The organism is Mycobacterium sp. NTMscope_MAC_269 (assembly GCF_976985695.1).
The window spans coordinates 3,883,745-3,906,613 of record NZ_OZ335668.1 but is presented as its reverse complement, the minus strand read 5'-3'; the positions used below and the strand labels follow the sequence as shown (position 1 = coordinate 3,906,613).

Sequence of the window (22,869 nt, the reverse complement as noted above, 5' to 3'; positions counted from 1 at the left end):
TCGATGACCCCGTCGCAGTGGCTGGATATCGCCGTACTGGCGGTCGCCTTCATCGCGGCGGTGTCGGGCTGGCGGTCAGGGGCGCTGGGTTCGCTGCTCTCGTTCGTGGGGGTGCTGCTCGGCGCGATCGCAGGGGTGTTACTGGCGCCCCACCTCGTCAGCCACATCGCCGCGCCGCGCGCCAAATTGTTTGCCGCACTGTTTTTGATCCTCGCGCTCGTCGTCATCGGCGAGGTCGCAGGCGTGGTGTTGGGACGCGCCGTTCGGGGCGCAATCCGCAGCCGCTCCATCCGGACCCTCGACTCGGTCATCGGGGTCGGAGTCCAGCTCGTCGTGGTGCTGACCGCCGCGTGGCTGTTGGCGACGCCGCTGACGCAGTCGAAGGACCAGCCGGAGCTGGCGGCCGCGGTCCGGGGTTCGCGAGTGTTGGCTCAGGTCAACGAGGTCGCACCACCGTGGCTCCAGACGGTGCCCAAGCGACTGTCCGCGCTGCTCAACACATCCGGGCTGCCCGCGGTGCTGGAGCCGTTCAGCCGCACCCCGGTCATCCCGGTCGCCTCTCCCGACCCCGAGCTGGCCAGCAATCCGGTGGTGCAGGCCACCGCCCCCAGCGTGGTCAAGGTGCGTAGCCTGGCGCCCAGTTGCCAGAAAGTGTTGGAGGGCAGTGGATTCGTGATCGCGCCCGACCGGGTGATGACCAATGCCCACGTGGTGGCCGGTTCCAACAGCGTTCAGATCTACGCCAGCGGCAACCCCCTCGACGCCACCGTGGTGTCCTATGATCCGTCGGTCGACATCGCGATCCTGGCGGTCCCCAACTTGCCGCCGCCCCCGCTGCCGTTCGCGCAGAGCGAGGCGAAAACGGGCGCCAGCGTCGTCGTGCTGGGTTATCCGGGCGGGGGCAATTTCACCGCGACCCCGGCCAGGATCCGGGAGCTGATCAAGTTGAGCGGGCCCGACATTTACCGGGACCCGGCGCCGGTCACCCGCGACGTCTACACCATCAGAGCCGGTGTGGAGCAAGGCAATTCGGGCGGACCGTTGATCGATCTCGACGGCCACGTGCTCGGTGTGGTGTTCGGCGCGGCGGTCGACGACCCCGACACCGGCTTCGTGCTGACCGCCGACGAGGTGGCCGGACAGCTCGCCAAGATCGGTGACACGCAGATGGTGGGCACCGGGTCCTGCGTCAGTTGAGCCTGGCGCGGGACCCGTGCACCTGGTCGAGGAACCTCGTCAGGTGCCTGTTGACTTCCTCGGGGGCCTCTTCGTGGCTGAAATGCCCTGCGCCCGCGATGGATACGTAGCGTCCCTGCGGCGCATAACGCTGGGTCCGATCGACCGGATCGGCCAGCACGTAGGGATCCGCCTCACCGCGTAGGTGCAACAGCGGCACACTGAGCTGCTGACACATCGACCTCATGAACCGCCGGCCTTCGTCGCGCAGCTGGCTGCGCGCCGCCCAGCGCTGGTATTCCAGTGCGCAGTGCGCGGCCCCCGGGATCTGTATCACCGTCCGCAGATGGCCGATGGTCTCGGAAAAGTCCTCGGATGCAAGCCATTTCCCGCAGCTACGGCTGCGGACCAGGCGCTCGATCTCGACCCCGTTGTCGCGGGTCAGCAGGCGCTCGGGCCACCACGGCACTTGGTAGGGCAGCAACGTCTGCAGCAGCGCATAACCCTGGTCGCGTCGCGTCAACGTGGATCGCCGCAACGCCGCCGGGTGTGGGGAGCTGATCAGGGCGATGGCCGACACCAGCCGCGAATGCAGCAGCGCGGTCGCCCAGCAGGCCAGCCCGCCGTCGGCGTGGCCGACCAACGTCGCCGAGGAGTGCCCGAGCGCGCGGATGAGTCCGGCCGTGTCCCCGGCCAGCGTCCAGCCGTCGTACCCGCGGGGCGGCTTGTCGCTGCCACCGTAGCCGCGCAGGTCGACCGCGACCACGCGCGCACCGGCCAGGCCGCGCAGCTGATGGCGCCAGGACCACCAAAACGAGCCGAATCCGTGCAGCAGCATCACCAACGGCCGCGCCGTCGGCGGCAGGCCGCCGGCATCGCGGGCCCCAACGGCCTCGACGACGTGAAAACGGATGCCGTTGGCGTGCACATCCACGTGGCGCCACGGCCCGTCGATGCGGGTTACCGACGGATCCGGCGGCGCCATCTACCCACCCGAGGCATCGTCGCCCCGCTTGGCGTGCCTGCCGTGGGACTGGGCGAGTTCCTTGGCCTGGAATTGCGGTCCGGCGGCCTTGTCATGGCCCGGCGTGAGCGCCGTACGGGTCTCCTTGACCGATTCGATCGTCTGGCGCGGCCCGCGAATCCGGCGGACCTTGAGGAAGCCCAGCAGGGCCAGCGCGGCGCCGACGAACACCATGACCCCGAAGACGATCAGGTAGGACACCCAGCGCCACAGCCACGTGTCGAGCAATTCGGCGACGAAGAAGAAGAAAAAGAAGGTGGAGTAAAACAGCACCACCAGCGCGGCGATGAAGAAAACGCTACCGGTGAGCCCTTTTTTGACGTCGCGGGTAATTTCGGCCCGGGCCAGTTCGACTTCGGCGCGCACCAGCGTGGAAACCTGGGTCGTCGCATCCTTGATCAGGTCGCCGATCGACGACTCGGCGGGCTTGGCGTGCGGGTCGGTCAACGGGATCGTGGTCAGCGTGCTGGGCACACCGTTCTTGCCATCGGCTTTGCTCACAGACCGTCCTCTTTCGTCGTCGCCAGGCTCGCTGTCGTCGCGGTTCATGTTGCCATGTGGCGCCTGGCCAGGAGAAGCCAGACGAGGCCGGCCGACCACCAGCGACCGCCCGGCGGCCAGTTCGGTTCGGACAGAAGGCGGTCGACGGGGACGCGCCGTCGAAGCGTTCGCCGCTTGTCGGCCGATTACACTCGGCCAAGCCGGTCGCGATGTCCGGCCGACCGATGGGAGTGAGGCTGTGCGGAGGGCGCACCGGTGCTTCTTGGTGGCGATGGTTGCCCTGCTCGTGGCCGTACTCGGCTCGCATGGCCATGCCGCCGCCGCCGATGTCAGGGTCCCGCTGGGCGGCGGGGCGGGCATCGTCATCAACGGCGACACGATGTGCACGCTGACCACCATCGGTGGCGATGCCGCCGGCGAGCTCATCGGTTTCACCTCCGCACACTGCGGGGGTCCCGGCGCCCAGGTCGCCGCCGAGGGCGCGGAGAACGCGGGCATATTGGGCACCATGGTCGCCGGCAACGACAACCTCGACTACGCGGTGATCAAGTTCGATCCGGCCAAGGTGACACCGGTGGCGAACTTCAACGGCTTTTTGATCAGCGGCATCGGTCCGGATCCGGCCTTCGGCGAGATCGCCTGCAAACAGGGCCGCACCACCGGCAATTCGTGCGGCGTCACGTGGGGGGCGGGTCAGAACCCGGGCACCATCGTGATGCAGGTCTGCGGCCAACCGGGGGATTCCGGCGCGCCGGTGACCGTCAACAACGAGCTGGTCGGGATGATCCACGGCGCGTTCAGCGACAACCTGCCGACCTGCATCGTCAAGTACATCCCGCTGCACACGCCGGCCGTGGTCCAGTCCTTCAACGCGATCCTGGGCGACATCAACGCCAAGCACCGCCCCGGTGCGGGGTTCAGCCCGCTGCCGGGCTGAACGACACCGATCTACTTCGCCGCCCTGATCGCGTCGAACACGCCGGGGTCGAGCAGGGTTGAGGTGTCGCCCAATTCGCGGTTTTCGGCGATGTCACGTAACAGCCTGCGCATGATTTTGCCGCTGCGGGTCTTGGGGAGTTCGGGCACGACGTGCACCTCGCGCGGACGTGCGATGGGGGAGATCTCCCGGGCCACCTCGACGCGCAGGTCGTCGACGATGCCGTCGTGCACCTCGAAATCCGCGCACAGGACGACGAACGCGCAGATCGCCTGGCCGGTCGTCTCGTCGGTCGCGCCGACCACCGCCGCCTCGGCCACCGCGACGTGGCCGACCAACGCCGACTCCACCTCGGCCGTGGAGAGCCGATGCCCCGACACATTCATCACGTCGTCGATGCGGCCGACCACCCAGATGGCGCCGTCGCGGTCGTAATAGGCACTGTCGCCGGCGAAGTACCAGCCCTGCTCGGCGAAACGGGACCAGTAGGTCTCCACGTAGCGGTCCGGATCTCCCCAGATGCCGCGCAGCATCGATGGCCACGGCTGGTCCAGCACCAGGTAGCCGGTGACGTGCTCACCCTGGTGCACGCCGGGGGCCAGCTCCTCGCCATGGTCGTCGACGATCTTCGCCGAGACACCCGGCAGCGGCCTCATCGCCGAACCCGGTTTGGCCGCAGCGACTCCCGGCAACGGGGAGATCATCGTGGCGCCCGTCTCCGTCTGCCACCAGGTGTCGACGATCGGGAGACTGTCGGCGCCGATCACCTTTCGGTACCAGCGCCACGCCTCGGGATTGATCGGCTCGCCGACCGATCCCAGCAGCCGCAGGCTGGACAGGTCGTGTGCGTCGGGGACCTCGCGGCCCCACTTCATGAACGTGCGAATCAGCGTGGGCGCGGTGTAATAGATTGTCACACCGTATTTTTCGATGATCTCGAAATGGCGGTGCTGGGTCGGGCTGTCGGGCGTGCCCTCGTAGAGAACCTCGGTGACACCGTTGGACAGCGGACCGTAGACACCGTAGGTGTGTCCGGTGACCCAGCCGATGTCGGCCGTGCACCAGAACACGTCGGTGTCGGCCTTGATGTCGAAGACGTAGTAGTGCGTGTAGGAAGCGTGCGTCAGATAGCCGCCGCTGGTGTGCACGATGCCCTTGGGCCGGCCGGTGGTTCCCGACGTGTACAGCAGGAACAACGGTTGTTCGGCGTCGAACGGTTCCGGGGTGTGGTCCGGGGATGCGGAGTCGACGACGTCATGCCACCACAGGTCGCGCTCGTCGTTCCAGGAAACGTCAATTCCGGTGCGCCGCACCACTATAACGTGTTCGATCGGGCTGTCCGGGTCGCAGACCGCCTCGTCGGCGGCATCCTTCAACGGCGCTGGCTTGCCGCGGCGGAACTGCCCGTCGCTGGTGATGAGCAGCTTGGCGTCGGCGTCGGCGATCCGGGCCTGCAGCGCTTTGGCGGTAAAGCCGGCGAACACCACGCTGTGCATGACGCCGAGCCGCGCGCAGGCCAGCATCGCGATCACCGCCTCGGGGATCAGGGGCAGGTAGATCGCGACGCGGTCACCGGCCACCAGACCGAGATCGGTCAGCGCGTTGGCGGCCTTGCACACTTCGGCTTGCAGTTGCGAGTAGGTCAGGCTGCGCTGATCGCCGACGGGCTCGCCCTCCCAGTGGATGGCGACCCGATCCCCGTGCCCGGCCTCCACATGGCGGTCCACGCAGTTGTACGCGACATTGAGCTTGCCGTCGGCGAACCACTTGGCGAACGGCGCGTCGGACCAGTCCAGCACATCGGTGAACGGCGTCGCCCAGGACAGCCGATTGGCCTGCGTGGCCCAAAAGGCCAGCCGGTCCTGCTCGGCTTCGCGGTAGAGGTCCTCGCCCGCGTTGGCCTGCTCGGCGAATTGCGCCGACGGGGGATACGACGAGGGGCCCGCAGAATTGGTTGCGGTCACTGGCTTCTCTCCTGTGTCGAGACTGCGCCGAGGGGTGGCCGGCGTCGCGCTGATCGGCCGACTGCGAGCCTAGCCCGGCGACGGCGAGCGCCGAAACGGCGCGAGTGAGGAGCCGGGCAATCGAGCCTAGCTCGGCGACGGCGAGCGGTAGTTGTGCCCCCAATCCGGGGTCAAAGGGTGCCCTCATGGCGGATAATCACCGTGTGCCGGGTCAAGGGCGGAGCATCCGCCGACTAGCCCCCAGCTTTGCCGCGGCCGCAACGAGTTACGCCGCCGCGACGGCGCTGGGGTGGCCCGCATCGGCCATGCCGGCCGACACCGTCGACGCCCCGACACCGTGCTGGTCGGACCAGATCGCGGTGTCTGCCTCCCCCGCGGATGCCGCGGTGGGGCATCGCTCGGTGACTCTGCTCTTCACCCTTGCCGGCGGCGCGGAGCCCTGCACCATCGCCGGATACGCCGGGGTCGACTCGGGCGCCGGCGGCCCAGCGGTGCATGCGCGGCCAACGCCGCGCGGATACATGGGCGGCTTGCCCGACGGCGTCACCGTCCCGCCCACCGTCATCCTGTCCATCTCGACCCAGGGGCAGGCGGTCGTTGAGGGCATCGCCGTCGATGGCGGGGGAAAGCCGTGCCCCACCTACACGGACTTGCTCGTCAACCCGCCGGGCACTACCAACGTGGTGACCGTGTCGGCGACCATCGAGGCCTGCGAGCTGCAGGTGCATCCGGTCACCGCGGTCTGAGCCAGTCAGTCGGCTCTGGCCAGGCAGTAGACCCGCGCCGGGACGGGGTAGCCGATGCCCTTTTCGCCCGGCGGGCATTGGGTTTTGTCGGTGCTGCCCTCGATGCGCTGACCGACTCTGACCTGAAACCTGTTTGACTTGCCGCAGTCGCCCAACCTGATCGTCATCGCTTCGCCATCCTTGATCATCAGGTAGCACTGACCCTCTTTCAGATTGACCGCGAAACACAGGATCGTCGAGCTTTTGGTGAAGCGGTCATAGACTGAGTGCTCGCGTTTCCCGTCCGGACACGTGTCCGAGGCGTCTCCCTTGAACGCGAGTTCGTAGGTCGCGGCCGGGTCGGCGCAGCCGCGGCTCGGGGTTGAATCGAAACGCTTTGCCCTGTAGTCGCTTTCGGTGATGCAATCGCCCACCCGCAGGGAGGTGCCGGCTCGGTGCGACTCGCCTAACCTCTCGGCGTTGACGACGAGGTTCCCCAGGATCCCGAACGCCAGCAGGACGGTGCCGACGGTGATGAGGATGGTAGCCGACTTCGGTGTCCGCGGTCTCGGTGCATAACCGGGTGCATAGCCCGGATAGGGCGCAGCGGGATACCCCGGCGCGGCAGGGTAGGGGTAACCGGGGTGGACGGAATAGCCCTGGGGATACTGCGCCGGATAAGCGGGCGGCCGACGGCGGCTGCGCGAGCGGTCGACCAGACCAATGATCAGGCAGAGCAAGCCGATCGCAGGAATGCCGAACGCCGCCGCCAAGCGGCCCGCCTCATAGGCGACCCCCTCGGCAGCCAGGTAGGCGACGGTCACGGCCCGAGTTTATGTCGTCATGGCTGGCACGGGCACTTCACCGCGGGACGACTTCAGGCCCTAGGGTCGGGTGTCATGCGTCGGATGCGGACCCTGTCGGCCTTCCTGGTCCCGCTTACCGTCGCGATGTTGACGGTCACCTCGCTCGCCGGCTGCGGCGGCGGTGCGCTGAGCCCGGATCTGGTGGTGGTCAACGGCGGGGAACCACCGAACCCACTGATCCCGACCGGCACCAACGACAGCCAGGGCGGCCGCATCCTCGACCGGCTGTTCGCGGGACTGATGTCCTACGACGCCGCCGGCCACCCGTCGCCCGAGGTGGCGCAGTCGATCGACACCACCGACAACGTCAACTACCGCGTCATCCTCAAACCGGGTTGGACGTTCACCGACGGCTCGCCGGTGACAGCACATTCGTTCGTCGACGCCTGGAACTTTGGGGCTTTGAGCACCAATGCCCAATTGCAGCAAAGCTTCTTCAGTCCAATCGACGGCTTCGACGCGGTCGCCGGCCTGACCGGCGACGGTAAGCCGACGGCAACCACGATGTCCGGGCTGCGGGTGATCAACGACCGGGAGTTCATGGTTCGGCTGAAGGCGCCGACCATCGATTTCATATTGCGGTTGGGACACAGTGCCTTCTATCCGCTGCCGGAAGCCGCCTTTCGCGACATGAGCGCGTTCGGCCAGCACCCGATCGGCAACGGACCGTACCAACTCGCCGAGGGTCCCGACGGGCTCGCCTGGGAGCACAACGTCCGAATCGACTTGCGCCCCAACCCCGGTTACCGCGGCAACCGCAGGCCACACAACAAAGGCCTGAGGTTCGAGTTCTATGCGAACCTCGACACCGCCTACGCCGACCTGCTGTCGGGCAACCTCGACGTACTGGACACCATTCCGCCCAGCGCCCTTCCGGTCTACAAGCGCGACCTCGGCGACAAGGTAACAAGCGGTCCGGCCGCGATAAACCAGAGCCTCGATACACCGTTGCGGCTGCCGCATTTTGGCGGCGAGGAAGGCCGGCTGCGCCGGCTGGCGTTGTCGGCCGCCATCAACCGGCCGCAGATCTCCCGGCAGATATTCGTCGACACCCGCAGTCCTGCACGAGATTTCACCGCCAGATCACTGCCTGGGTTCGACCCGAATATCGTGGGCAGTAACGCGCTGGACTTCAATCCCGACCGGGCGCGGCATCTCTGGGCGCAGGCCGACGCGATCTCGGCGTGGAGCGGACGCTATGCGATCGCCTACAACGCCGATGCTGGACACCAGGACTGGGTGGACGCGGTAGCCAACAGCATCAAGAACGTGCTGGGCATCGACGCGACCGGAGCGCCGCAGCCCACCTTCGCGGGCTTTCGCACCCAGATCACCAACCGCAGCATCGCCACCGCGTTTCGCGCCGGATGGCAGGGCGACTACCCATCGATGATCGAGTTCCTCGCGCCGCTGTTCGCCTCCGGCGCGGGATCCAACGACGTCGGCTACTCCAGCCGGGAATTCGACGACGCGCTGGCGACCGCCGAAGCCGCACCCGACATGGCGCGTGCCACCGTGCTGGCCAACGAAGCCCAACGAATCCTCTTCCGCGACATGCCCGTTGTTCCGCTGTGGAACTACATCAGCATCCTTGGATGGTCGGCCGAGGTCAGCAACGTCACGGTCACCTGGAACGGGCTGCCCGACTACGAGAACATCGTGAAGGCTTGACATGGGTTGGTATATCGCGCGCCGCATCGCCGTCATGGTGCCCGTGTTCCTCGGCGCCACGCTGCTGATCTACGGACTGGTTTTCCTGCTGCCCGGGGACCCGTTGGCCGCGATCGCCGGCGACCGTCCGCTGACCCCGGCCGTCGCGGCGCAGCTGCGGGCCCGCTATCACCTCGACGACCCGTTCCTCGTGCAGTACTTGCGCTACCTCGGCGGTGTTCTGCACGGAGACCTGGGCCGTGCCTACTCCGGGCTTCCCGTCAGTGACGTTCTCGCACACGCGTTTCCGGTCACCCTGCGGTTGTCGTTGATTGCGCTCGCGGTCGAGGCGGTGCTGGGCATCGGATTCGGGCTGATCGCCGGCCTGCGGGCGGGCGGCCTTTTCGATTCCACCGTGTTGATCACCGGTCTGGTCATCATCGCGATCCCCATCTTCGTGCTGGGATTCCTGGCGCAATTCGTGTTCGGGGTCCGGCTGGGCGTCGCCCCGGTGACGGTGGGGCACAGAGCCACCTTCGGCCGCCTGCTGTTACCCGGAATCGTGCTGGGCTCGGTGTCTTTCGCCTATGTCGTGCGGTTGACCCGGTCGGCGGTGGCCGCCAACGCGCACGCCGACTACGTGCGCACGGCCACCGCCAAGGGACTGTCACGGCCCCGCGTCGTGACGGTTCACATCCTGCGCAACTCGCTGATCCCGGTGGTGACGTTTCTGGGAGCGGACCTGGGAGCGCTGATGGGCGGCGCGATCGTGACCGAAGGCATCTTCAACATTCACGGGATCGGTGGCGTGCTCTATCAGGCCGTCACCCGGCAGGAGGCTCCCACCGTGGTCTCGATCGTGACCGTGCTGGTGCTGATCTACCTGCTCACCAATCTGATGGTCGATCTGCTGTACGCGGCGCTGGATCCCCGGATCCGTTATGGCTGAGCGGATCGCCGCACGGGGCGGATTCTGGCGCGACACCTGGCGGCGGTTGCACCGTCGCCCGAAGTTCATCGGTGCGGCGCTGTTGATCGCGTTCGTCGTTGCCGTCGCGATGTTTCCGGCGCTGTTCACCTCGGTGGACCCGACCTATGCCGATCCCAGCCAGAGCCTGCTGCCCGCGTCGGGGGCGCACTGGTTCGGCACCGACTTGCAGGGCCACGACGTGTACGCGCGCACGGTGTACGGCGCGCGCGCCTCGGTCACGGTCGGCCTGGGCGCCGCCGCCATCGTGTTCGTCGTGGGCGGTGCGCTGGGCGCGTTGGCCGGCTTCTACGGCGGCTGGATCGACGCGGTGGTCTCCCGCGTCACCGACGTGTTCTTCGGGTTGCCGTTGCTGCTTGCCGCCATCGTCCTCATGCAGGTCCTGCACCATCGCACCGTGTGGACGGTGATCGCGATCCTCGCGTTGTTCGGCTGGCCGCAGGTGGCCAGGATCGCGCGTGGTGAGGTGCTCGCGGTGCGCGGCAGTGACTACGTCCTCGCCGCTAAAGCATTGGGGATGAGCAGGTTTCAGATCCTGCTCCGGCACGCGCTACCCAACGCCTTGGGGCCGGTCATCGCGGTGGCCACCATCGCGCTCGGCCTGTTCATCGTCACCGAGGCCACGCTGTCCTACCTCGGTGTCGGACTGCCGACGTCGGTGGTGTCGTGGGGCGGCGACATCAATCTCGCCCAGACGCGGCTGCGGGCGGGCTCACCCATCCTGTTCTATCCCGCCGGCGCCCTGGCGATGACCGTGCTGGCCTTCATGATGATGGGCGACGCGCTGCGCGACGCGCTGGATCCGGCGTCGAGGGCGTGGCGGGCATGAGCGCGACCGGATCGCCACTCCTGTCGGTGGAGGGCCTGGAGGTCAGCTTCGGCGGTCAGGCCGCGCTGCGTGGCCTGGACCTGTCCGTCTCGCCGGGTCACACCGTCGCCGTCGTGGGCGAATCGGGGTCGGGGAAATCCACCACCGCCGCCGCGATCCTCGGGCTCCTTCCGCCCGGCGGGCGAATCACCGGCGGGCGCATCGTGTTCGACGGCGTCGACATCGCGGCCGCCGACCGCCGGGCGATGCGCGCGATTCGCGGCCGGGAGATCGGCTACATTCCGCAGGACCCGATGACCAACCTGAACCCGGTGTGGAAGATCGGCTTTCAGATCCGGGAAGCGTTGCGGGCCAACATCTCCGACCGACGCAGCCGGGAGCGCGCGGTGGAGCTGCTCGCCGCGGCGGGGATGCCGGACCCGGCGAAACACGCCGGGCGATACCCGCATCAGCTGTCCGGCGGCATGTGCCAGCGTGCGCTGATCGCGATCGGGCTGGCGGGCCGGCCGCGGCTGTTGATCGCCGACGAGCCGACGTCCGCACTGGATGTCACGGTGCAGCGGCAGGTGCTCGACCATCTGCAGCGGCTCACCACCGAACTGGGCACCGCGCTGCTGCTCATCACGCACGATCTGGCGCTGGCCGCGGAACGTGCCGAGTCCGTGGTCGTTGTCCATCACGGAGTCGTCGTGGAATCCGGTGCAGCACGGCAGATCTTGGGGAGCCCCCAACACGAATACACCCGGCGGTTGGTCGCCGCGGCGCCGGCGCTGGCGGTCCGGGGCGCTGCGCGGTCGCGTCCGAGAGCCGCCCAGCCAGACGAGGCCGCCGGCGACATTCTCGTCGCCTCGGGGTTGACCAAGGTCTACGCCGAGTCCCACGGCGTTCCGTGGCGGCGCAGCGAATTTCGGGCGGTCGATGCGGTGTCGTTTAAGCTGCACCGCGCGAGCACGCTGGCGATCGCGGGGGAATCGGGATCGGGAAAGTCGACCCTGGCGCGGATGGTGCTCGGTCTGTTGCCACCCACCTCGGGCACGGTGGTGTTCGACGGCGCCCGGATCGACGACGCGATGCCCCGGGACGCGCAACTGGCTTTCCGCCGGCGGGTGCAACCCGTGTTTCAAAATCCCTACAGCAGCCTGGATCCCATGTACTCGGTGTTTCGCACCATCGAGGAGCCGTTGCGGATTCACCGGGTCGGCGACCGCAGGCAGCGCGCACAAGCGGTGCACGACCTCGCCGACCAGGTGGCGCTGCCGTCGTCGGTGCTGGACCGTCTGCCCCGCGAACTGTCCGGTGGCCAACGCCAGCGGGTGGCGATCGCCCGCGCGCTGGCGTTGCGGCCCGAGGTGCTGGTCTGCGACGAGGCGGTGTCTGCGCTCGACGTCCTGGTGCAGGCGCAGATCCTGGACTTGCTCGCCGATCTGCAGGCCGAACTGGGTCTGGCCTACCTGTTCATCAGCCATGACCTCGCGGTGATCCAGCAGATTGCCGACGATGTCCTGGTCATGCGCGCGGGCCGCGTGGTGGAGCACGCGCCGGCCGGGGAGCTGTTCGCTCACCCCGGTCACGAGTACACGCGGCAGCTGTTGGACGCCATCCCGCGCCGCGCCGGAATCCGACGGAGATAGGTTGTCAAGCTGTGACGGCTGATCCTCTGGCCCCTCTGATGGAACTTCCCGGCGTCGCCGAGGCAAGTGACCGCGCCCGCGAGGCGCTGGGGCGCGCCCATCGCCACCGGGCCAACTTGCGCGGCTGGCCCGTGACCGCCGCCGAGGCCGCCCTGCGGGCGGCGCGCGCATCGTCGGTCCTCGACGGTGGCCCGATCCGGCTGGAGGACCTCGCCGACGCCGGAATGGTCAGCGAACCGGTGTTCGCGGGCGCGCTTCGGGTGGCGCAAGCGCTCGAGGGTGGCGAAGGCCCCGTCGTCGGCATCTGGCGGCGAGCGCCCCTGCAGGCGCTCGCCCGTCTGCACATGCTGGCCGCGGCCGACCAGGCCGACCCCGAGCATTTGGGTCGCCCGCGCGCCGATGCCGGTGTGGCTTCGCGGCTGGAATTGTTGGCGGAGCTGGTGAATGGCCGCACCCAGGCGCCGGCCCCGGTGATCGCCGCGGTGGCGCACGGTGAGTTGTTGACCCTGAAGCCATTCGGCAGTTCCGACGGCGTGGTCGCGCGCGCGGTGTCGAGGTTGGTGACCATCGCCAGCGGGCTCGACCCGCACGGGTTGGGCGTGCCCGAGGTCAGCTGGATGCGTCAGCCCGCGGCCTACCGCGACGCGGCACAGGGTTTCGCCGACGGCACGCGCGAGGGAGTCGGCGCGTGGCTGGTGTTGTGCTGCCGCGCGATGCAAGCCGGTGCGAAAGAGGCTTTGGCGATCGCCGACTCGATGTCGAATCGGTAGCTGACGCGGCAGCCGAAAGGCCGGGAAAAGGCGGCGAAAAAGCGGCCGGAAAAATGTAGAGCGGGCGACGTTCCGAATGATCGGTCCGCCGCCCGCTAGCACGGGACTCGGTTACCAAGCGTGCACTTCGGGGCTGCGTGGGTTGGCCTCGGCGATCTCGCGACGCTTCCGGTTGCAGCCCCACCCAAAGGGCCGTCGACACTTCCGCTCTTCGCAATTACGCAGGCCCGCAACACTTCTGCCATTTTCGCGGCTATGACTCCGCGTGGGTGCCGGGCACCGTGCTGGGCGCCCGGATCGGGAGATCGAACCTTCTCTTCCGGATCGACCTAGGCCTCACCGGGCTTCCGTGGTTCCTTTGTACTACTAGACCCCTAGCACAGCAAGGCCCAATTTTGCGAATGCGGCCGAAGGCGTAATTGTGTTGCGCGCCTAACGTGTTTGCTGCGCGCGCCGTCGTGTGCGCTAGAACGCGTAGCGGCGCAACAGCGAGTAGGTGACCGCGCCAGCGGCCAGCGCGCTGATGCCCACCGCGGCGGTCGTGGCGATCGCCGCGCCGGACGGCGCCGGGATGCGGTCCCGCAAGGACACCGGCCGGGAGAAGGACATCACGGGCCATCCGCGTTCCACGGCTTCCCTGCGCAGCCCGCGGTCGGGGTTGACGACGCTGGGGTGGCCGACCGACTCGAGCATCGGCAGGTCGGTGATCGAGTCGGAGTAGGCGTAGCAGTGTTCCAGCGGATAGCCCTCGCGAGCGGCCAGCTCGCGGATCGCTTGGACCTTGCCGTCGCCGTAGCAGTAGAACGCGATCTCGCCGGTGTACCGCCCGTCCTCGACGACCATGCGGGTCGCCATCGCGTGGGTTGCGCCAAGGGCCCGCGCGATCGGCGCGACGATTTCCTCGCCCGAGGCCGACACGACCACCACGTCGCGCCCGCACAGTTTGTGGGCCGCGATCAGATCGGCCGCTTCGGCGAACACCAGCGGGGTCACGATGTCATGCAGCGTCTCGTTGACGATCGACTTGACCTGTTCCACGTCCCAGCCGGTGCACATGTTGGTCATGTGCGCCCGCATCCGATCCATCTGGTCATGATCGGCACCGGAGAGCAAATAGATGAACTGGGCGTAGCTGGACTTGAGCACGGCGCGGCGATTGAGCAGGCCCTGGGCGAAAAACGGTTTGCTGAACGCCAGCGTGCTGGACTTGGCGATGATCGTCTTGTCCAGATCGAAGAAGGCCGCCGTGCGGGCGTGGGAAGTGGTGCCTGCCGCTGATTGCCCCGCGGCTGACTGCTCCGCAGCCGGGTCGAAGACGGTCACGGACCCAGCATAGGTCGGCGGTCCCGTCGGGCCGCGATCCCGCACCGGAAATGGCCGCTCAGGGCCGTGCGGGGGGCCGGTGCCGCAGTGTTTTCGCGGCTCAAGGTCATTTTTCAGTAAATGAGCTATTGCGTTATTGCGGACTGTCATGTGTATAGTAAGCATTACTCGGCCTGAGCCGAGGGTGTATCAGCCCGACCCCCCGGGGCTGATGCACGACGACCCTCGCCTCCTCCCCCCCTGGCGGGGGTCGTCCCTTTTCTCGGGTCTTTTTGGGCCGTTTCCCCCGGGTTTCCGGCGCTCGGAGCGGCCCTCGACGCGTTGCGGGGAATTCGTCGATCGTCGCTGGCGCACCGCCGCCGCGCGTGGTTTGTGCACACTCGCGTCTCTATCCCCAAATCCGCGTTTGGGACTGGTGTGCCAAGGTTGGGGCCCTGCACAGTGGGCGGATGACTGGCACCTCCGGAGCCGAAGTCGCCCGTCGCGCGGGTGTGTTGGCGATGGTGGCGGAGCCCGAACTGCGCGCCGAGGTGGAGCGGGTGGCCGCCGCGGCCGGGGTTCGCGTGGTGCATGCCGGCGAGGCGACGCCGGTGAGCCGCAAGACCTGGATGGCGGCCGCGGCCGTCGTGCTGGACGCGCGGTCGTCCGCGCGCTGCGAGCGCTGGGCACTGCCACGCCGCGGCCACGTGATCGTGCTGACGGCCGGCGAGCCCGAGTCGGCGACGTGGGCGGCCGCCGTCGGCGTCGGCGCCGAGCATGTGCTGCGAATGCCCGGGCAAGCGGCCGACCTGGTTGGTGAACTCGCCGAAGCCGCCGAGTCGTCGCGCGACGACGGGTCGCGCGGCCACGCGGTCGCCGTCATCGGCGGCTGCGGCGGTGCCGGCGCCTCGTCGCTCGCGGTCGCCCTCGCTCAGGCCGCCACCGATGCGCTGCTGGTGGACCTCGATCCGTGGGGTGGCGGTATCGAATTGCTGCTCGGTGGTGAAAACGTGCCCGGGTTGCGCTGGCCGGACCTTGCGCTGCAGGGTGGGCGGCTCACCTGGCCTGCGGTGCGCGACGCTTTGCCACGGCACCGCGGAGTCAGCGTGCTGTCCGGAACCCGGCGCGGGTACGAGGTGGATGCCGGGCCGGTGCACGCCATCGTCGAGGCCGGCCGCCGAGGGGCGGTCAGCGTGATCTGCGACCTGCCTCGCCGCTTCACCGATGCCACCCAGGCCGCCCTGAGCGCCGCCGATCTTGTCGTGGTCGTCAGCCGCTGCGATGTGCGCGCGTGCGCGGCAACCACGGCGATGGCGCCGATCGTGGCCGCGATCAATCCCAATGTGGGTTTGGTGGTGCGGGGCCCGTCGCCCGGAGGGCTGCGGGCGGGCGAGATCGCCGAGATCGCCGGTGTGCCCTTGCTGGCGGCGATCAAAGCGCAGCCGCAACTCGGCGAGCAGGCCGAACGCGGCGGTCTGCGGTACCGGCGGCGATCTCCGCTCGCGGTGGCGGCCCGCGAAGTGCTTGCGGTGCTTCCGCCCACCGGCGCGCGTGCGGCGCGGAATGGGCGGGCGGCGTGAGCGGTTCGCTGATCGAACGTGTCCGCGAGCGACTGGCCGGCGAAGCCGGGCCGCTGGGTCCTTCGGCGGTCGCCGCCGCGATCCGGGCCGAGTCCGGCGGGATGCTCGGCGACACCGAGGTGTTGGCCAATCTCCGCGTACTGCAGACCGAACTCACCGGCGCCGGCCTTCTCGAACCGCTGCTGTGCGCGGACGGCACGACCGACGTCTTGGTGACGGCACCGGACGCGGTATGGGTCGACGACGGCAACGGTCTGCGGCGCACCGGGATTCGCTTCCCCGACGAGGCCGCAGTGCGGCGGTTGGCGCAGCGACTGGCGCTGGCCGCGGGCCGCCGGCTAGACGACGCGCAGCCCTGGGTGGACGGCGAGCTGTCGGGCATCGGAGCCGGGGGATTCGCGGTGCGGCTGCACGCGGTGCTGCCGCCGGTGGCCGCCGCGGGCACCTGTTTGTCGCTGCGCGTGCTGCGACCGGCCAGCCAGGACTTGGCGGCCCTGACCGCAACGGGTGCGATCGAACCCGCGGCCGCCGCACTGGTCGCCGACATCATCGCCGCCCGGCTGGCGTTTTTGGTGAGCGGTGGAACGGGCGCGGGCAAGACAACGTTGCTGGCCGCGATGTTGGGCGCCGTGCCGCCCGCCGAACGGATCGTCTGCGTCGAGGATGCCGCCGAATTGGCCCCGCGACACCCGCATCTGGTGAAGCTCGTCGCGCGGTGCGCCAACGTCGAAGGCGCCGGCGAAGTCCCGGTGCGCCAACTGGTCCGGCAAGCGCTGCGGATGCGGCCCGACCGCATCGTGGTCGGTGAGGTCAGGGGCGCCGAAGTGGTGGACCTGCTGGCCGCGCTGAACACCGGGCACGACGGCGGTGCGGGCACCGTGCACGCCAACAGCCCCGGCGAGGTTCCCGCCCGCCTGGAGGCGCTGGGTGCGCTCGGCGGTCTCGATCGTGCGGCGCTGCACAGCCAACTCGCCGCGGCCGTGCAGGTGCTGCTGCATGTCGAACGCGACCGCACGGGCCGGCGGCGACTCGGTGAGATCGCCGTGCTGCAACCGGTTCGAGGGCAGGTCCGGACCCTCACGGTGTGGCACGCGGATCGGGGGATGACGGACGACGCTCCGCAGTTGCGGCGCGTCCTGGAGAGCCGGATGCCGGCGTGAACGGCCCGCAGGTAGGCGCGCTGCTGTTGGCGCTCGCGCTGGTGGTCGGTCGGCCCTCGCCCCGACGCCGGCTCGACCGGGCGACATCACCGAGGTGGCGGCTCCCGTCGAACGGGCTTCGCGGGTCTGGGTGGGTGGCTGCGGGCCTTGGCTGCGGGGCCGTGGTCCTGTTGCCGCTGACGACCGTTCTGTGCGTGGCGGTCGTGGGTGCGACCGTCAGCCTGCGTTACCGACGTCGCCGCCGCATCCGGCGCGCGACCAGCGAGGGCCACGCGCTGGAAACCGCGCTCGATGTCCTCGTCGGTGAGCTGCGGGCGGGGTCCCATCCGGTGCGTGCGTTCGGCGTCGCCGCCGACGAGACCGCCGGCGCGGTCGCGGTGTCGCTGCGGTCGGTGGCGGCGCGGGCCCGGCTGGGTGCCGATGTCGCCGCCGGGTTGGCCGCCGCGTCGCGGTCCTCGGCGCTCCCCGCGCATTGGGAGCGGCTCGGGCTGTGCTGGCGGCTGGCCAGTGACAACGGGCTGGGGATAGCCACCCTGATGCGCACCGCCCAGCGTGATATCGCTGAGCGGCAACGGTTCTCGGCGCGCGTGACCTCGAGCCTGGCCGGTGCCCGCGCGACCGCGACGATACTGGCGGCCCTGCCGGTGCTCGGTGTTCTGCTGGGCCAACTGATCGGGGCCCGGCCGCTGGCGTTCCTGCTGGACGGGCAGGCTGGCGGCTGGCTCTTGCTCGTCGGCTCGACGCTGGCCTGCGGCGGGCTGTTGTGGTCGGACCGCATCGCCGACCGGGTGGTGTCATGGAGCTAACGGCGGTGCTGCTGGCCGCGGCGCTGTGGATCGCTCCCGGTCCGGCGCTGACGCGACGACGTGCCGGGGCGCCGGTGCGTAGGGGCCCGCCGCGGGGGACGGCCGCGCGAACGGACGGCCCGGATCCGCTGGCGGTCGCGTCCTGTCTCGACGTTTTGGCCGTGTGCCTGGGGGCGGGCATGGCGGTGTCGGCCGCCGCGGCAGCCGCCGCTCCGTCCGCGCCGCCGCGGCTGGCCCGCGTCCTGCGGCGCGCCGCCGACCTGCTGACGTTGGGCGCCGATCCCGCTGTGGCGTGGGCGATTCCGTCGGACCTACCCGCGCGCCCGAGCGACCCGCACATCGACGCGCTGCTGCGGTTGGCCCGGCGTTCGGCGATCTCGGGCGCGGCGCTGGCCGGCGGCATCGCCGAGTTGGCCGACCAATCCCGCCACGACGCCGCACACGCGGCCACGGCCTCGGCCGAGCGGGCTGGGGTGCTCATCGCCGGACCGCTGGGCCTGTGCTTCTTGCCTGCGTTCGTCTGCCTGGGCATCGTCCCGGTGGTGGCCGGTTTGGCCGGTGATGTGCTGCAGTCGGGTCTGCTGTGAAACGAAAGGAACTCCTTGATGATCAACATGTTTCGCGAATTCGCGGCGCGCGTAGCCGTGCTGGCGGCCGACGAGTCGGGCATGTCGACGGTCGAGTACGCCATCGGCACCATCGCGGCGGCGGCATTCGGCGCGGTGCTGTACGCGGTGGTGACCGGCGATTCCATCGTATCGGCGCTGACCAACATCATCGGCCGTGCGCTCAACACCAAGGTCTAGCCGGCAGTGCCGGCGCCAGCACCGTTGAGGCGGCGCTGGGCATCGCCTCGCTCGTGGTGGTGCTGGTGCTGTGCGTGGCCGGTATCAGCGCGGTTTCGATGCAGGTGCGCTGCATCGACGCCGCCCGCGAGGCCGCCCGGCTGGCCGCCCGCGGCGACGAACGCTCCGCGATGGCCGCCGCTGCCCGGCTCGCGCCCGCGGGGGCGCGGGTCGATTTGCACCGCGACGGAGCGTTCCTGGTCGCCACCGTCGGCGCGCATTCGAAGTTATTGCCCGCGCTGGACATTGGCGCGAAGGCGGTCGCCGCGGTCGAGCCGCCACGATGATCGAGGTTCGGCCACGCTGGTCGCCGCGTGGATGGTCGTGGCGCTGCTCTGGGCGACCGGCGCCGTCGCCTACCTCGGCTCGGCGGTGGTGGCCCGTCACCGCGCACAGGCGGCGGCCGACCTGGCCGCCCTGGCCGCTGCGGCGCGCCTGACGTCGGGACCCGACGCGGCCTGCCTCAACGCCGCGGCCGTCGCCCGCGAGATGCGCGTCGACGACATCGGCTGTGCGGTCGACGGTCTCGACGTCGTCATCACGGCGCGGGTGGCGGTCGTTGTCGCCGGTACGGCACGGGCCACCGCGCGGGCGGGGCCAGCGGTCGGACGACATGACTAGGGCGCTTGCGGCAGCCCCGCGGCGACCAGCTCGTCATCGGTGGGCAATCGCAGGGAGACCAGCCCCGCGTACGTGTCCGGCTCGAGCTCCACCCGGTTGACGGTGACGTGCACCGGCACCCAATCCCCGTCGTGGCCGGGCAAACGCAGCACCCGACTGGTGGCGCCGCCACCGAATTCCCTTGTCATGGTGGACATCACCTCGTGATCGTCGGGATGGACTCGCGGCTTTCCCGTCTCACTGCTTCGCCAGTCATAAAAGGTGCAGGGCTCGTCGAGCCATTTCAACAGGGTCCAGTTGTTGAGGTCGATCAGCGCGCGGTGCACCCCGGCCTGGGCGAGGCCGCTGAGGATCCGTTGTGCCAGATCATCGGTCGACACCGCCTGACCCTTTAGCTCGGACTGCCAATTGATCGCCCGCGCCACCAGGTGCTCGCGGCCGTCGGGCCCCGGCTCCAAAATCGTGCGCGCGACGAAACCTATCCGGATGGCATTTCCTCGCCAATCGGTGAGATCCCAAGTGCTGCACAGTGTTTGGTCGGGCTTGGCCTTGACCGCCATGGCGAGCACTTTGGTTTCGTTCGGATTGAGTTCCCGGGATGGAAGATCCTCGGCGAAGGCCCTGCCGAAGGTGACTTCGACTTCGGGATTCTTGCCGCTGTTGAGCAGCGATTCGCGGGTGTCGGTCGCCACCCCCAGGGTCAGGTCCCACTTCAGCGGCCCCGGAATCGGGCGCTCGGGCGGGTCGATGTCGGCAGGGCCGGTCCACACGTGCACGCCGTGGATGAGACCGTCGGACATCACCACCGGTTCGGTGCGAATGATGCGATCGCGCTTGGGCGTGATGCTGGTCAGGGCTTGCCCGGTCTGCACCGATTCGGCGATCGCCGTTCGCACCGCGGCGAGATAGGGACTGCGGCGCAGGAAGGTGGTGATCGGGACGAGATTTTTCAGTTGGCGCCCCTGCGCCACAACGGTGGGATCACCCCCGAGCGTCTCCACGAGCAACCAGTCGTGGGCCATGCGGCTGATTTTACGGCGACTGGATGGATCCGTGGGAGCGGGTGAACCGGCGGGTGCTGTGACCGGTTTGCTCAGCGGGACTCCCGCGCCAGCTCCTCGAGGACCAGGCGCAGCACCTGCACCGCGCCGGATTTGTCGAGCGGGTCGTTGCCGTTGCCGCACTTGGGGGACTGCACGCACGAGGGGCACCCACGGGGGCATTCGCATGCCTCGATGGCGGCGGCCGTCGCGGCGAGCCACGTGCGCGCCCGGCGAAAGCCCCGTTCGGCGAAACCCGCGCCGCCGGGGTACCCGTCGTAGACGAAGACGCTGGGCAGCCCGTCGGGCTCGGGTCCCATCGCGGTGGACAAGCCACCGATGTCGCCGCGGTCGCAGCTGGCGACCAACGGCAGCAGCCCGATGGCGGCGTGCTCGGCCGCATGCAGTGACCCGGGAATGCGCGTGCCGTCAATACCTTTGCGTAGCAACGCTTCCGCGGTGAGGGTGTACATCACCGCGGTGGTCACCAGGGTGTGTTCCGGCATGTCCAATTCGATGAAGTCGATCACCTCCCCGGAGAGCAGGCGGCGCAGATACCCCACCACGCGGTGCGTGACCCGCACCGGGACCAACCCCAGCGTGACCGGCCCGAACGCCAGCCGCTCGCCGGTGCCGGTGACGGCGATGTCGGTGATCTCACGCGCGAACGTCGCATAACCGGGGTCCTCGGCATGGACGAACGCGATGCCCTCGTCGGTGTCCAGCGAGTCCACCACGTAGCTGTCGCCTTGATGCAGATACACCGCACCCGGGTGTACCGAAGCCGGCGCCCGGCCCACGTCGGCGCTGCCCAGCAACCGGCCCGTGTCGGCCTCGACGATGACGATCTGCCCGCCCGCCGAGCCCCGGATGTCTACCGCCGCATGCGGTTCCAGGCCGGGCACCGGAAAATACTTCCCGCTTCGCCGCCGCAGCAGCCCGTCGTCGACGAGGCCGTCGGCCACGTCGGTGGCGCCTAGTTCGCGGACCTCCGCCTCGTCCAGCGGCAGTTCGGTTGCCGCGCACAGCAGTTGCGGGCCCAGGATGTAGGGGTTCCCCGGGTCGATGACCACCCGCTCGACCGGCTTGTCCAGCAGCGCGGCTGGGTTGTGCACCAAGTACGTATCCAGCGGATCGTCCCGCGCGATCAGCACCACCAGCGCCCCCTGCCCGCGTCGTCCAGAGCGGCCGGCCTGCTGCCAGAACGAGGCGACGGTGCCGGGAAAACCGGCGAGCACCACCGCGTCCAACCCGGCGATGTCGACGCCCAACTCCAGCGCATTGGTGGTGGCCAGACCCCGCAGCCGGCCCTCGGCCAGGGCACGCTCGAGCGCGGTGCGGTCCTCCGCCAGATACCCGGCCCGATACGAGGCCACCGTCCGGGAAAGCTCCGGGGCGATGTCATCCAACCTCGCCTGGGCGCCCAGCGCGGTCAATTCCGCCGCGCGGCGCGACCGTACGAAGGTCAGGGTATGGGCTCCCTCGGCGATCAGGTCTGCCATGACACGCGCCGCCTCCGCGCCCGCCGACCGGCGTACCGGCGCACCGTTCTCCCCGACCAGGTCGGCCCGCAGCGCGGGTTCCCACAAGGCCACCGTCCGCGCGCCCTGGGGCGAACCGTCTTTGGTGACCTCCTGAACCGGAAGCCCGATGAGCTCGGCGGCCGTCGCGCCCGGGGAATCCGTTGTCGCGCTGGCAAAAATGACCGTCGGCGTACTCGAATAGCGGGCGCACAACCGCAACAAGCGGCGCAGCACCATTGCCACATTGGAGCCGAAAACCCCACGGTAATAATGGCATTCGTCGACAACCACGAATCGGAGTCCCCGCAACAGCACCGCCCAGCGGGCATGGTTGCGCAGGATGGACAGATGGATCATGTCGGGGTTGGAGAACAACCAGCGGGAGCGCTCCCGCGCGAAGCGGCGCACCTCGGTAGGGCTGTCGCCGTCGTAGGCGGTGGGCGCCACCGCAAAACCAGCGTCACGCAGCCGCGGAATCGCCGCGGTCAGTGCGTGCGCGGCCCGCAGCTGGTCATGCCCCAGGGCCTTGGTCGGCGACAGGTAGAGCACCCGGGCTCGCGGATCGGTCGCCAGCGCGTTGAGGACGGGAAGCTGATAGGCCAGCGACTTGCCCGACGCCGTGCCGGTGCTCACCACCACATGGCGGCCCGTGTACGCCAAATCTGCGGCCGCGAACTGATGCGACCACGGTGCGGCGATCCCGCGGTCGGCAAACGCCTTGACCACGTCGGGCTCCGCCCACGCCGGCCAATCGCGCGGCTGGCCGCTGCGCGGTGGCAGCTCGGCGACGTGGCGCAGCGGGCGTTCGCCGGTCGCGGTTCCGGCGAGCGCGGCGGCAAGCAGCTCACTGCCGAAGCTCGCCATCTCACCCCGCTGGGAATCGCCGTTCGAATCGGGCAAACACACAAGTCTGTCGCCGACGCGATGAACA

At 69.2% G+C, this 22,869-nt stretch carries 22 protein-coding genes; 15 read left to right on the top strand and 7 right to left on the bottom strand.

The features are described 5' to 3' along the window. The first annotated feature begins 3 nt into the window (after window positions 1-3). Entirely contained in the window at window positions 4-1,197 is a 1,194-nt protein-coding gene (gene marP, locus ACZ50Z_RS18375; RefSeq protein ID WP_464484822.1) for an acid resistance serine protease MarP, read from the top strand. On the opposite strand, the gene ACZ50Z_RS18370 is transcribed toward marP, so the two are convergent. Both ACZ50Z_RS18370 and ACZ50Z_RS18365 read right to left on the bottom strand, forming a co-directional pair. After that, window positions 1,190-2,161, bottom strand: a complete 972-nt coding sequence (locus tag ACZ50Z_RS18370) for an alpha/beta fold hydrolase (RefSeq protein ID WP_464484821.1) — start codon at window positions 2,159-2,161, stop codon at window positions 1,190-1,192. The genes marP and ACZ50Z_RS18370 overlap by 8 nt on opposite strands. After that, window positions 2,162-2,701, bottom strand: coding sequence for a phage holin family protein (locus ACZ50Z_RS18365; protein ID WP_464484820.1), 540 nt, complete (start codon window positions 2,699-2,701; stop codon window positions 2,162-2,164). A 238-nt stretch (window positions 2,702-2,939) separates the two neighbouring features. Here ACZ50Z_RS18365 and ACZ50Z_RS18360 point away from each other — a divergent pair, with 238 nt between their 5' ends. Further along, window positions 2,940-3,638 (top strand): chymotrypsin family serine protease, encoded by a 699-nt coding sequence (locus tag ACZ50Z_RS18360; protein WP_464484819.1) that lies wholly within the window; start codon window positions 2,940-2,942, stop codon window positions 3,636-3,638. Window positions 3,639-3,649: 11 nt separating this feature from the next. Here the strand turns inward: ACZ50Z_RS18360 and acs are convergent, their stop codons facing one another. After that, entirely contained in the window at window positions 3,650-5,602 is a 1,953-nt protein-coding gene (gene acs, locus ACZ50Z_RS18355; protein ID WP_464484818.1) for an acetate--CoA ligase, read from the bottom strand. A 203-nt stretch (window positions 5,603-5,805) separates the two neighbouring features. Between acs and ACZ50Z_RS18350 the strand changes: the two genes are divergently transcribed. Beyond that, complete coding sequence (locus tag ACZ50Z_RS18350; protein ID WP_464486302.1) at window positions 5,806-6,348, top strand: DUF4232 domain-containing protein; 543 nt, start codon at window positions 5,806-5,808, stop codon at window positions 6,346-6,348. A gap of 5 nt (window positions 6,349-6,353) precedes the next feature. On the opposite strand, the gene ACZ50Z_RS18345 is transcribed toward ACZ50Z_RS18350, so the two are convergent. After that, complete coding sequence (locus ACZ50Z_RS18345; protein ID WP_464484817.1) at window positions 6,354-7,151, bottom strand: LppU/SCO3897 family protein; 798 nt, start codon at window positions 7,149-7,151, stop codon at window positions 6,354-6,356. An 84-nt stretch (window positions 7,152-7,235) separates the two neighbouring features. Between ACZ50Z_RS18345 and ACZ50Z_RS18340 the strand changes: the two genes are divergently transcribed. Genes ACZ50Z_RS18340 through ACZ50Z_RS18320 form a run of 5 tightly spaced genes read left to right on the top strand, consistent with a single transcriptional unit; the run spans window position 7,236 to window position 13,061 of the window. Continuing rightward, the gene (locus tag ACZ50Z_RS18340; protein ID WP_464486301.1) at window positions 7,236-8,864 is read left to right on the top strand and encodes a peptide ABC transporter substrate-binding protein; all 1,629 of its coding nucleotides are present in this window, start codon (window positions 7,236-7,238) and stop codon (window positions 8,862-8,864) included. A 1-nt stretch (window position 8,865) separates the two neighbouring features. Next, on the top strand, window positions 8,866-9,792 hold the full coding sequence (locus ACZ50Z_RS18335; protein ID WP_464484816.1) for an ABC transporter permease: 927 nt from the start codon (window positions 8,866-8,868) through the stop codon (window positions 9,790-9,792). After that, complete coding sequence (locus ACZ50Z_RS18330; RefSeq protein WP_464484815.1) at window positions 9,785-10,660, top strand: ABC transporter permease; 876 nt, start codon at window positions 9,785-9,787, stop codon at window positions 10,658-10,660. The genes ACZ50Z_RS18335 and ACZ50Z_RS18330 overlap by 8 nt, the downstream gene beginning before the upstream one ends. Continuing rightward, window positions 10,657-12,291, top strand: coding sequence for a dipeptide ABC transporter ATP-binding protein (locus ACZ50Z_RS18325; RefSeq protein ID WP_464484814.1), 1,635 nt, complete (start codon window positions 10,657-10,659; stop codon window positions 12,289-12,291). Before ACZ50Z_RS18330 ends, ACZ50Z_RS18325 begins: the two co-directional genes overlap by 4 nt. An 11-nt stretch (window positions 12,292-12,302) precedes the next feature. Further along, a complete protein-coding gene (locus ACZ50Z_RS18320; RefSeq protein ID WP_464484813.1) occupies window positions 12,303-13,061 on the top strand; it encodes an oxidoreductase in 759 nt (252 codons plus the stop codon). Between the two features lie 465 nt (window positions 13,062-13,526). Here the strand turns inward: ACZ50Z_RS18320 and ACZ50Z_RS18315 are convergent, their stop codons facing one another. Further along, a complete protein-coding gene (locus ACZ50Z_RS18315) occupies window positions 13,527-14,384 on the bottom strand; it encodes an HAD-IB family hydrolase (RefSeq protein ID WP_464484812.1) in 858 nt (285 codons plus the stop codon). Window positions 14,385-14,884: 500 nt separating this feature from the next. Between ACZ50Z_RS18315 and ssd the strand changes: the two genes are divergently transcribed. The 7 genes from ssd to ACZ50Z_RS18280 are packed head-to-tail and all read left to right on the top strand — an operon-like array spanning window position 14,885 to window position 19,375. Beyond that, the gene (ssd, locus tag ACZ50Z_RS18310; protein ID WP_464486300.1) at window positions 14,885-15,943 is read left to right on the top strand and encodes a septum site-determining protein Ssd; all 1,059 of its coding nucleotides are present in this window, start codon (window positions 14,885-14,887) and stop codon (window positions 15,941-15,943) included. Beyond that, on the top strand, window positions 15,940-17,103 hold the full coding sequence (locus tag ACZ50Z_RS18305; protein WP_464484811.1) for a TadA family conjugal transfer-associated ATPase: 1,164 nt from the start codon (window positions 15,940-15,942) through the stop codon (window positions 17,101-17,103). The genes ssd and ACZ50Z_RS18305 overlap by 4 nt, the downstream gene beginning before the upstream one ends. Then, window positions 17,100-17,909, top strand: a complete 810-nt coding sequence (locus tag ACZ50Z_RS18300) for a type II secretion system F family protein (protein ID WP_464484810.1) — start codon at window positions 17,100-17,102, stop codon at window positions 17,907-17,909. Before ACZ50Z_RS18305 ends, ACZ50Z_RS18300 begins: the two co-directional genes overlap by 4 nt. Continuing rightward, a complete protein-coding gene (locus ACZ50Z_RS18295; RefSeq protein ID WP_464484809.1) occupies window positions 17,900-18,496 on the top strand; it encodes a type II secretion system F family protein in 597 nt (198 codons plus the stop codon). The genes ACZ50Z_RS18300 and ACZ50Z_RS18295 overlap by 10 nt, the downstream gene beginning before the upstream one ends. 18 nt (window positions 18,497-18,514) lie before the next feature. Further along, window positions 18,515-18,715 (top strand): DUF4244 domain-containing protein, encoded by a 201-nt coding sequence (locus tag ACZ50Z_RS18290; RefSeq protein ID WP_064940279.1) that lies wholly within the window; start codon window positions 18,515-18,517, stop codon window positions 18,713-18,715. A 35-nt stretch (window positions 18,716-18,750) separates the two neighbouring features. Further along, the gene (locus ACZ50Z_RS18285; protein WP_464486299.1) at window positions 18,751-19,041 is read left to right on the top strand and encodes a TadE family type IV pilus minor pilin; all 291 of its coding nucleotides are present in this window, start codon (window positions 18,751-18,753) and stop codon (window positions 19,039-19,041) included. A gap of 31 nt (window positions 19,042-19,072) precedes the next feature. Further along, window positions 19,073-19,375, top strand: a complete 303-nt coding sequence (locus tag ACZ50Z_RS18280) for an Rv3654c family TadE-like protein (protein ID WP_464484808.1) — start codon at window positions 19,073-19,075, stop codon at window positions 19,373-19,375. Here the strand turns inward: ACZ50Z_RS18280 and ACZ50Z_RS18275 are convergent. Further along, on the bottom strand, window positions 19,372-20,397 hold the full coding sequence (locus tag ACZ50Z_RS18275) for a PAS domain-containing protein (protein WP_464484807.1): 1,026 nt from the start codon (window positions 20,395-20,397) through the stop codon (window positions 19,372-19,374). The genes ACZ50Z_RS18280 and ACZ50Z_RS18275 overlap by 4 nt on opposite strands. Before the next feature lie 71 nt (window positions 20,398-20,468). Next, the gene (locus ACZ50Z_RS18270; protein ID WP_464486298.1) at window positions 20,469-22,802 is read right to left on the bottom strand and encodes a DEAD/DEAH box helicase; all 2,334 of its coding nucleotides are present in this window, start codon (window positions 22,800-22,802) and stop codon (window positions 20,469-20,471) included. Window positions 22,803-22,869 lie beyond the last annotated feature (67 nt).

Bases quoted from the DNA above. Each gene is read 5' to 3' on its own strand.
- ACZ50Z_RS18330 (WP_464484815.1), top strand. From the start codon at position 9,785: ATGGCTGAGCGGATCGCCGCACGGGGCGGATTCTGGCGCGACACCTGG.
- ACZ50Z_RS18335 (WP_464484816.1), top strand. From the start codon at position 8,866: ATGGGTTGGTATATCGCGCGCCGCATCGCCGTCATGGTGCCCGTGTTC.
- ACZ50Z_RS18295 (WP_464484809.1), top strand. From the start codon at position 17,900: ATGGAGCTAACGGCGGTGCTGCTGGCCGCGGCGCTGTGGATCGCTCCC.
- ACZ50Z_RS18270 (WP_464486298.1), bottom strand. From the start codon at position 22,802: ATGGCGAGCTTCGGCAGTGAGCTGCTTGCCGCCGCGCTCGCCGGAACC.
- marP (WP_464484822.1), top strand. From the start codon at position 4: ATGACCCCGTCGCAGTGGCTGGATATCGCCGTACTGGCGGTCGCCTTC.
- ACZ50Z_RS18370 (WP_464484821.1), bottom strand. From the start codon at position 2,161: ATGGCGCCGCCGGATCCGTCGGTAACCCGCATCGACGGGCCGTGGCGC.
- ssd (WP_464486300.1), top strand. From the start codon at position 14,885: ATGGTGGCGGAGCCCGAACTGCGCGCCGAGGTGGAGCGGGTGGCCGCC.
- ACZ50Z_RS18340 (WP_464486301.1), top strand. From the start codon at position 7,236: ATGCGGACCCTGTCGGCCTTCCTGGTCCCGCTTACCGTCGCGATGTTG.
- ACZ50Z_RS18325 (WP_464484814.1), top strand. From the start codon at position 10,657: ATGAGCGCGACCGGATCGCCACTCCTGTCGGTGGAGGGCCTGGAGGTC.
- ACZ50Z_RS18280 (WP_464484808.1), top strand. From the start codon at position 19,073: ATGGTCGTGGCGCTGCTCTGGGCGACCGGCGCCGTCGCCTACCTCGGC.
- ACZ50Z_RS18275 (WP_464484807.1), bottom strand. From the start codon at position 20,397: ATGGCCCACGACTGGTTGCTCGTGGAGACGCTCGGGGGTGATCCCACC.
- ACZ50Z_RS18290 (WP_064940279.1), top strand. From the start codon at position 18,515: ATGATCAACATGTTTCGCGAATTCGCGGCGCGCGTAGCCGTGCTGGCG.